Genomic DNA, 8,656 nt, shown 5'->3' on the forward strand with positions numbered 1-8,656 from the left:
AGCGTCGCCGACCGGGCGGGCTCGGCCGCGCGCAGCGCGTGCGCCCGCGCCAGGCGCGCCAGCCCCACGTCGCCGATCAGCGCCGGGTTGGCGATCGCCTCGGCGATGTCGGCCCAGCGGCCCGCGTCGGCCGCGTCGTCCTGCGCGGCGCGGACGCACGCCAGCGTCTCGGCGCACATCCCCAGGGTGCTGAAGTCCAGGCCCTTGCTGCCGTCGCCGCACGCGTCGATCAGCGCCGCGGCGCCCTCGTCCGGGCGGCCCGCGTTGATGATCGCGGTCGCGCGGGCGACGTGCGCCATGTGCGTCCACCACTCGCCGGAACCGGTGTCGTTGGCGACCGCCTCGTCGCCGGCGCGCAGCGCCCGCTCGTGGTCGCCCATCCAGCTCGCCGCCAGGCACTGGTAGGTCAGCCCGTAGGCCAGGCTCTCCTGGGAGCGCAGCTCCCGGCCGACGGCGGTGGCCTCCTCGGCGACCGTGAGGGCCTCGGCCATGCTCCCCTGCAGGATCAGCAGCCGCGCCTGCCCGGCCAGCATGTAGCCGAGGATGTAGCTCTGCCCGGTGATCCGGGAGATCGTGATGAGCCGCTCGACGTGCCGCAGCGCCGAGTCGTACAGGCCGACGAAGGTCTCGGCGAACACCAGCCAGGGCAGGTAGTCCAGGCAGTCGGCGAAGTCGTGGTCGGCCGCCGCGGAGAACAGCTGGTCGGCGGTCTCGGCGAAGGCGATCGCCTCGTCCACCTGCCCGCGGCCGTAGGCGACCATCGGCCGCATCGCCGCGACCGCCGCCGTCAGCCCCGGGCTCCAGCCGGGCGCGCTGGTGGGGATCGTCTCCATCACGGCGTGCGACCCGCGGGTGTCGATCCGCTGGATCCGGTCGGCGACCAGCCGCACGCGCAGCAGCACCGCCTCGGGGGTCTGCCGGTCGGTGATGCGGCGCAGCTCGTCCAGCACCAGGGCGCGCGCCTCGTGGATGCGGCCGAGCTGGCGCTCCATCACCGCGCAGAGCTGGACGGCCCGCGCCCGGCGGACGGTGTCCTCGGGGGGCAGCAGGCCCAGCAGCGTGCGGGCGGTCTCGCGGCCCTCCCCGGCGTGGCCGCTCACGCACTGCACGTGCGCGAGCTCCAGCAGCAGCTCGACCCGGTCGGGGAACGCGCTCCCGGGCACGCCGGTGGACGCGCCGTCCGGCGCGCCCTTGGCGTGCGCGGCGCTGGGCTCGTCGGGCATCAGCCGCAGCGCGGCCTCCAGCCAGAACGCCGCGGTCCCCGGCGCCTGGAGCCCCACCACGCGGGCGGCCTCCACCAGCGTGACGATCGCCCCCCAGTCGCCGAACCGGGCCGAGCGCACCACGTGGTGGGCGCGGACCGTGGCCGGGGCGCCGACCTCGGTCAGCCGGCCCGAGACGCGGTCGTGCGCGGCGAACCGCCAGCCCGCCGCCGTCGAGGCGTAGGCGACGTGCCGCACCAGCGGATGCCGGAACCGGAACCGGCCGCCCGCCGCCGGGCGGACCACGTCGTGCACGGTCAGCACGTCCAGCGCGGTGAGCGCCTCGGCCTGGTCCATCTCGGCGGCGACGGCCGCCAGCGCGGGCTCGAACACGTCCGCGGCCACCGCCGCGCCCCGCGCCATCAGCAGCGCCTCCGGCGGCAGGGCGCTCAGCTCCACCTGCAGCGCGGTGCGCACCGCGGGCGGGACCTCGGGCAGGTTCGCCACGCCGCGCTCCCAGCCCTTCTCCCAGCCGGGCCGGCCCGCCTCGTCCGCGTCGGCGGCCACGCCGTCGACGTGCCCCATGCGGGCGAGGGCCTCCAGGTAGAACGGGTTCCCGCCGCTGGCCTTGTACAGGGCCTCGCAGCGCGAGCGGCTCACGTCCGGGCCGAGGAACTCCTCCACCTCGCTCTGCGTGAGCGGGTCGACCGACACGTGCACGCCCTGCGGGCCGGCGGCGTCGACCAGCGCCGCCAGCCGCGGCGACGCCTGTGCCGGGCGGTAGGCGACCGCGACCAGAACCCGCGCGCGGGGCGGGTGCCGGACGAGGTGGTCCAGCAGCTCCACGGTCGCGTCGTCGGCCCAGTGCAGGTCGTCCAGGATCAGCACGAGCCCGGCCGGGTCGGCCAGGTTCTCCAGCAGGTGCCGGACGGTGCGGTGCAGCTGGTAGCGCGCCACCCGCGACTCCGGCGAGGCGGCGGGCGGCTCGCCCGACAGGTCGGCCAGCGCCGGGAACACCGTGCCGAGCAGCCGCAGCGCGGCCGGCGGCAGGTCCAGGGAGTGCTCCTCCAGCCGGTCGTCGATCGCGTCGACGACGGCGCCGAAGGGCATCTCCTGCTCGAACTCGGCGGCGCGCCCGGCCAGCGACGGCAGCCGCCGCCCCGCCGCGGCGTCCGCCAGCTCTCCGAGCAGCCGCGACTTGCCCGCGCCGGGCTCGCCGACCAGGGCGACGAAGCCGAATCCGGCCTCGGCGCCGTCGAGGGCGCGATCGAGCGCGTCGAGCGCGTCCCGTCTTCCTACCAGCGGAGCGTTGCCGGGCTGAGCACCGGCGTCGCGGGCCGCACGACCCTCCATGTCCACACCCCAACAGCGACAGGCGGTCGATACGCCGTTCCTTGAGAATCCGCGAGATTCACCTTATCGGTCATTCATCATTAAGGTGGGGCAACGCGCCCCCCTTCGCGGACGGCCCCGGGGGGCCGTTCTTCTCCGTGACCATGTTTCTGTGACCATGTTGCTCACTGTTTGCAGTCCACTGCTATCAACCGTCGCCCGGCGCCCCGTGTCAACCTTGGGAAGGTAAACCGTCCCGTGGCCGTCACCATTAGGGGTCGCCCGGCCTCCGGGCGTCATTCTCGCCGGCGGGTGCGGAAACGCCGCGGGGAGGCGGCGGCGCGGCTCGGCGCGGCCATCGCCGCGAGCACTTTTCTGACTTGGTGGTCATTGAGTGTGCGCATGAAGAAGAGCTGCTCCAATGTGGGTGGGTCCCACGTGCGGGCCGCGCCGCGGTGCGCGAACACCGGCCCCGCGCGCGGGACGGGCCGTCGCACCCGCACGAGCCGAGCATAACCCGCGGGACGCGCCACGCCGGGCCGTTTCTCCCACTGGGTGGAATGGCCCGGCCCGGCCGCCGGATCACTCCGCGGAGACGATCATGATCTCCAGGTCAGGCGGACCGTGCACGCCCCCGACCCGCTCACGGCGACGCTCACCCCGGACACCGGGCCGCCGCGCCGTCTCCACCCGGGCCGCCGGCCGTCCTGTGGGCCCGCTCGACCAGAAGAACCCGACGTGACGACGACGCACCCGCCCGAGAAGTTCACGCCCGGCGCGACGCGGGGCCGTGCCCACGGCGCGGACCTCGCGCGGCGGTTCCGGGACAGGTGTCGGTGCTGGTGAGACGGGTATGGGCCGCGTCGGGGAGGCGCCCGGGGGGCGGGACGCGCCGGATCGGGGGCGACGTGGGCCAGGTCATCGCGGAGCTGCTGCCGCTCACCCTCGGCGTGGCGATCAGCCCGATCCCGATCATCGCGGCGATCCTGATGCTGCTGACGCCCCGTCCGCGCGAGGCGGCGCTGGGATTCCTCGCGGGATGGCTGCTCGGGATCGTGGGGCTGACCGTGCTGATGCTCGTGATCGCGAACGTCATCGGCATGACCTCCGTCACCGGCGAGCCGAAGACGCCGGTGTCGTGGATCATCCTGCTGCTGGGCGTGCTGGTGGTCGTGATGGCGGTCCGGCACTGGATGGAGCGTCCCGAGCCGGGCACGGTCCCGCCCTGGATGCGGGCGGTCGACGGTGTCACCCCCGCCCGCTCGGTCATCTGGGGGCTGCTGCTCGCGGTCGTCAACCCGACGAACGTGATGATGTTCGTCCCGGCCGGGATCGCGATCTCGCAGGGCGAGCTGGGAATCGGCGGGCAGGTCGTCGCGGTCGCGGTGTTCTCGCTGGTCGCGGCATGCGGGGTGGCGGTGCCCGTGCTCGGCTACCTGGCCGACCCCGGGCGGATGCGCGGCCCCCTGGACGAGCTGCGCGGCTGGCTGCGGGACGACAACGCCACGATCATGTTCGTGCTGCTGCTGGTCATCGGGTTCGTGCTGCTGGGCCGGGGCATCGGCGGCCTCGTCGACTGACGGCCGGATCGACGGACGTCAGCCCAGCAGGGAGAGCTCCAGATGGGCGGAGACGACCCAGTTCGGCGCGTCCACCACCTCGGAGATCTTCAGGTCGGCGGCGATGCTCGCCAGCAGGTAGGCGTCGACCGGGGCCATGCCCGTACGGGCGGCGACCTCGCCGACCAGGGCGCGGGTCGCGTCCCGTGCCGCCCGCATCAGGTCGGGCCCGATGCCCGTGGTGGCCAGCGCCGCGCCGGTCCGGTGCGCGCGGGGATGCGTCTCGATGACGGGGGTGGCGGGGGCGGCGCCGCGGCGCAGGTCCACCCGCAGCCGGACGGCCGCCTCCGTCTCGACGCCGGTGCCGCACACCTCGCCGTCGCCCATCGCGGCGTGCGCGTCGCCGAGCGACAGCAGCGCGCCGGGCACGCCGACCGGCAGCACCAGCCGGGCGCCGGGACCGATGTGGCGGATGTCCAGGTTGCCGCCCCAGCGGCGCGGCGGCACGATCGAGTGCTCGCCCGGCTCGGGCGGCGCCACCCCGATCGTGCCGATCATCGGGACGACCGGCACGCGCAGCCCCGGCAGCGGCTCGGCCACCCCGCCGGAGATCGCCGACACCCGCAGATGCGGGTCGGGGAAGTCGTCGGCCAGCAGCCCGAAGCCGGGGATGTTCGCCGTCCAGCCCCAGTCGCCGACCGTCATGTCGAGCACGTCGACGACCAGGGCGTCACCGGGCTCGGCGCCCTCGACCAGGAACGGGCCGGTCACCGGGTTGACGCGGCCGAAGTCGAGCCCGGCCACGGCGGCGGCGTCCGCGCCGGCGCCGATCTGGCCGCCGCTCGCGTCGGCCGTCTCGACCGTGACCTCGGCGCCGGGGGCGAGGCTCGCGATCGGCGGGATCGCGTTGTCCCAGGCGGTGTGGACGCCGGTTCGGCGGATGTGCATCAGTCCTCCAGTTTCAGGTCGGTGCCCCGTCCGGACACCCGGTAGAACACCAGCACCAGGGCGCCCACGGCGAGCCAGGCCAGCCCGCCGATCTTCGCCCGCTCGTCGGCGTTCCACAGCACCGAACCTATGATCACGAAGCCGAGGGCGGGGGCGAGGATGTGCAGGTGCCAGCGGGTGCTGCGGTTGCGCAGCTTGAAGTGCACGAACACCGCGACGTGCAGCATCAGGAACGAGAACAGCGCGCCGAAGTTCACCAGCGACGACAGCAGGTCGATCTGCCCGGTGAAGAACAGCCCGAGGACCAGCGAGATCGCCGCGACGAACAGGATGGCCCGCTCGGGGGTGCGGCGCGTCGGGTGGACGTGCGCGAGGAAGGCGGGCAGCTTGCGGTCCCGCGCCATGCTGTACAGCAGCCGGGACGTGGCGGCCTGCGCGACCAGCGAGTTGGCGATGCCGGTGGCCAGCGCCGCCGCCACCGCGACCGTGTCCTTCAGCCACGTCCCGCCCGCGATCCACGCGATGTCGTAGAACGCGGAGTTGGTGGCGTCGTCCCCGGCGAACTCGGCGCGGCCGGGCACCAGCATCGCCGCGACCCACGTCTGCGCCACGAACAGGACCGCGACCAGGCACAGCGCCCCCACGGTCGCGCGGCCGACGATCCCGCGGTCACCGTCCTTGACCTCCTCCGACAGCGTGGAGATCCCGTCGAAGCCGAGGAAGCTCAGTACCGCGATGGACAGCGCGCCGAAGATCAGCCCGGGGGTGAGCAGATCGGGTTTCAGCAGCGGGTCGAAGGAGAAGTGCGCGCCGTTCTCACCGCGCGCGACCGCGGCGAGGCCGAAGCCGACGAACAGCGCCAGCACGACCAGCTCGCCGAACAGGAACAGCCGGTTCAGCCGCGCCGTCGACTCGATCCCGAGAAAGTTGATCACGGTGTTGACCACGACGAACACGATGATCCAGCTCCACTGCGGGACGTCCGGCAGCAGGGCGGTCAGCGCCGCCGCGCTCATCACGTACAGCAGGGTCGGCACCAGCAGGTAGTCCAGCAGGATCGCCCAGCCGGCGAGGAAGCCGACCTTGTCGTTGATGCCGCGGCCCGCGTAGGCGTACACCGATCCCGCGATCGGGAACGCGCGCGACATCTCCCGGTAGCTGAGCGCGGTGAACAGCATCGCGACGAGCCCGATGAGGTAGGTCAGCGCGACCATGCCCTTGGACCCGTTGAACACGACACCGAAGATCGTGAACGGCGCGATCGGCACCATGAACACCAGGCCGTAGATCACCAGGTCGGCCAGGCTCAGCGACCGCTTGAGCTCCTGGGCGTAGCCGAAGGAGTTGAGCGTCCGCTCGCCGGCGTCGGAACCGGCGTCGGAGCCGGAGGGGCCGGAACCCGGGTCGGGGGCCCCGGGCCTGGGACGGGCTGTCGTCATCTGCGCACGCGCCTTTCGGAGGGGGCGGGAGCTTCTCGGGCGTCCAGGAACGCGGCGCTGAGCTGCGCGAACGCGACCGGATGCGAGAATAGGCGGTGAAAGGTCTAAGTTCTAGACCTTTCTTCGAAGTTATCGTTCCGTGCGGGAGCCGCGGTGGGCCGCCGGCGACGGGGAGCGCGAGGGGGACGGGTTCGATGGGCCGCGACGCGTTGGAGCGTGACAGGACGTCCCGGGTCGTTCCGGCCCGGGACGCGCCGGGCGGTGACGGCCCGGGCGGTGACCTGCCGGGCGCCGACGCGCCCGGGGGCGACGTGCCCGGGGGCGACGCGCCGGCACGGGCCGTCCCGGGACACGAGCCGCTCGGGCCGCTGCGCCGCGCCGGCACGGGGGAGCAGGTCGCGCACCGCCTGGCCACGGCGATCGCGCTCGGCGAGTTCAGCCTCGGCGACCGGCTGCCCAGCGAACGCGACCTGGCCGCGCTGCTGCGGGTGAGCCGGGAGAGCGTGCGCGCGGCGCTGCGGACGCTGGCCGGATCGGGGCTGGTGGAGATCAGGCGCGGCCGCGGCGGCGGCGCCTTCGTGCTGGCCGAGTGGGGCGAGGCCAGCGCGAGCGCCGTCCGGGGCGCGCTGCTGGAGCGCTGGGAGGAGTTCGAGGAGCTGTTCGACTACCGGCGGCTCGTCGAGGGCATGATCGCGAGCACCGCCGCCGAGCGCGCCGGCGCCGCCGACCACGCCGCCATCGCCCGCGCGCTGGCCGCCTTCGACGCCGCCGCCTCCCTCGGCGAGGCCCGCGAGCACGACGTGGCCCTGCACCTGGCCGTCGCCCGCGCCACCCACAACGCCCGCCTCGTCCGGCTGCACGAGCGGCTGCTGTCGGAGGTCAGCCTCGGCGTGTCGGCCGAGCCCTACACATGGGAGATCTACGCCGAGGCCAAGCCGCACCACCACGCGCTGGCCGAGGCGATCACGCGCGGTGACCCCGCCGCCGCCGGCCGCATCGCCGCGCACCACTTCGCGATCACCGAGGACGCGATGCGGAGGCTGGCCGAGCGGGTCCGCCCGCCCCGCTGACCCGCCCGGGGTTGGGCCGGGCGGTCCGGGGCATGATCGGCACCGGACGCGCATCGCTCAGGGGGGACGGAGATCGTGACCGTACCGGACGTTGACCTCATCGACGGGACCGCGATGCCGCAACTCGGCTTCGGGGTCTTCCAGGTGCCGGACGAGGAGGCCGAGACCGCCGTCCGGACGGCGCTGGAGCTCGGCTACCGCAGCATCGACACCGCCAGCGCCTACCAGAACGAGGAGGGCGTCGGCCGGGCCCTGCGCGCCTCCGGGGTACCCCGCGAGGAGCTGTTCGTCACCACCAAGCTGTGGAACAGCGACCAGGGGTACGACAGCGCGCTGCGGGCCTTCGACGCCAGCCTCGACCGGCTGGGCCTGGAATACCTGGACCTCTACCTGATCCACTGGCCGACGCCCGGACGCGGCGCCTACACCGAGACCTGGCGCGCGTTCGAGTGGCTCAAGGCGGGCGGGCGGGTCCGCTCGATCGGCGTCTCCAACTTCACGGTCGAGACGCTCGGCCGGCTGCTGGAGGAGACCGAGGTCGTCCCCGTGGTCAACCAGGTCGAGCTGCACCCCTACTTCCAGCAGGACGGCCTGCGCGTCTTCCACCGCGAGCACGGCATTCACACCGAGGCGTGGGCGCCGCTCGGCCAGGGGCGCGGGCTGCTGGACGACCCGGCGCTCGCGCGCGTCGCCGCCGCCCACGGCCGCACCCCCGCCCAGGTCGTCCTGCGCTGGCACCTGCAGCTCGGCAACGTGGTCATCCCGAAGTCGGCGACGCCGTCCAGGATCGCCGAGAACATCGACGTGTTCGGCTTCGAGCTTTCCACCGACGACATGAAGGCCCTCGCCGAACTGGACAAGGGCATCCGGCTCGGCCCCGACCCCGCGACCTTCGGCTGACCCGGCGACCCGCCGGTCGTCCGACCGTGCGGGTTCACCGCCCGGTCACCCCACCGGTGACGGGGCGTTCCGCGCGCCGGGGACGTTGCCCGCGTGAGCACCGTCCCCCGCCTCCGCTCCGGCCATGCCGCCGCCGTCGCCCTGGTGACCGCCGCCGCCGCGTCCGCTCCGCTCCCGCCCGCCGTGCCCGGCCGGAGGGCCCCGGT

The 8,656-nt window shown here is 74.1% G+C and carries 6 protein-coding genes; 3 read left to right on the top strand and 3 right to left on the bottom strand.

Annotation, left to right across the window (positions count from 1 at the left end; genetic code table 11):
* A partial coding sequence (locus E1291_RS35270; RefSeq protein ID WP_131742400.1) for an ATP-binding protein occupies positions 1 to 2,555 on the bottom strand: 2,555 nt, incomplete at its 3' end.
* A gap of 887 nt (positions 2,556 to 3,442) precedes the next feature.
* On the opposite strand from E1291_RS35270, the gene E1291_RS35275 reads away from it, so the two are divergent.
* Positions 3,443 to 4,114: a GAP family protein gene (locus E1291_RS35275; RefSeq protein WP_131742401.1), complete on the top strand. Its 672-nt coding sequence runs from the start codon at positions 3,443 to 3,445 to the stop codon at positions 4,112 to 4,114.
* Positions 4,115 to 4,132: 18 nt separating this feature from the next.
* On the opposite strand, the gene E1291_RS35280 is transcribed toward E1291_RS35275, so the two are convergent.
* Together E1291_RS35280 and E1291_RS35285 are read right to left on the bottom strand one after the other, a co-directional pair.
* Positions 4,133 to 5,041, bottom strand: a complete 909-nt coding sequence (locus tag E1291_RS35280; protein ID WP_131742402.1) for an acetamidase/formamidase family protein — start codon at positions 5,039 to 5,041, stop codon at positions 4,133 to 4,135.
* On the bottom strand, positions 5,041 to 6,480 hold the full coding sequence (locus tag E1291_RS35285) for an APC family permease (RefSeq protein WP_131742403.1): 1,440 nt from the start codon (positions 6,478 to 6,480) through the stop codon (positions 5,041 to 5,043). The genes E1291_RS35280 and E1291_RS35285 overlap by 1 nt, the downstream gene beginning before the upstream one ends.
* A gap of 194 nt (positions 6,481 to 6,674) precedes the next feature.
* Here E1291_RS35285 and E1291_RS35290 point away from each other — a divergent pair, with 194 nt between their 5' ends.
* Together E1291_RS35290 and E1291_RS35295 are read left to right on the top strand one after the other, a co-directional pair.
* Complete coding sequence (locus E1291_RS35290) at positions 6,675 to 7,550, top strand: FadR/GntR family transcriptional regulator (RefSeq protein ID WP_131742404.1); 876 nt, start codon at positions 6,675 to 6,677, stop codon at positions 7,548 to 7,550.
* Positions 7,551 to 7,664: 114 nt separating this feature from the next.
* Complete coding sequence (locus E1291_RS35295) at positions 7,665 to 8,450, top strand: aldo/keto reductase (RefSeq protein WP_207401107.1); 786 nt, start codon at positions 7,665 to 7,667, stop codon at positions 8,448 to 8,450.
* The last annotated feature ends 206 nt before the right edge of the window (positions 8,451 to 8,656 follow it).

It is taken from the genome of Actinomadura roseirufa, assembly GCF_900659635.1.
Lineage (GTDB): Bacteria > Actinomycetota > Actinomycetes > Streptosporangiales > Streptosporangiaceae > Spirillospora > Spirillospora roseirufa.

What these genes read in the sequence shown, in the direction of transcription:
- E1291_RS35295 (WP_207401107.1), top strand. Translation starts at nt 7,665, where the DNA reads ATGCCGCAACTCGGCTTCGGGGTCTTCCAGGTGCCGGACGAGGAGGCC.
- E1291_RS35290 (WP_131742404.1), top strand. Translation starts at nt 6,675, where the DNA reads ATGGGCCGCGACGCGTTGGAGCGTGACAGGACGTCCCGGGTCGTTCCG.
- E1291_RS35285 (WP_131742403.1), bottom strand. Translation starts at nt 6,480, where the DNA reads ATGACGACAGCCCGTCCCAGGCCCGGGGCCCCCGACCCGGGTTCCGGC.
- E1291_RS35280 (WP_131742402.1), bottom strand. Translation starts at nt 5,041, where the DNA reads ATGCACATCCGCCGAACCGGCGTCCACACCGCCTGGGACAACGCGATC.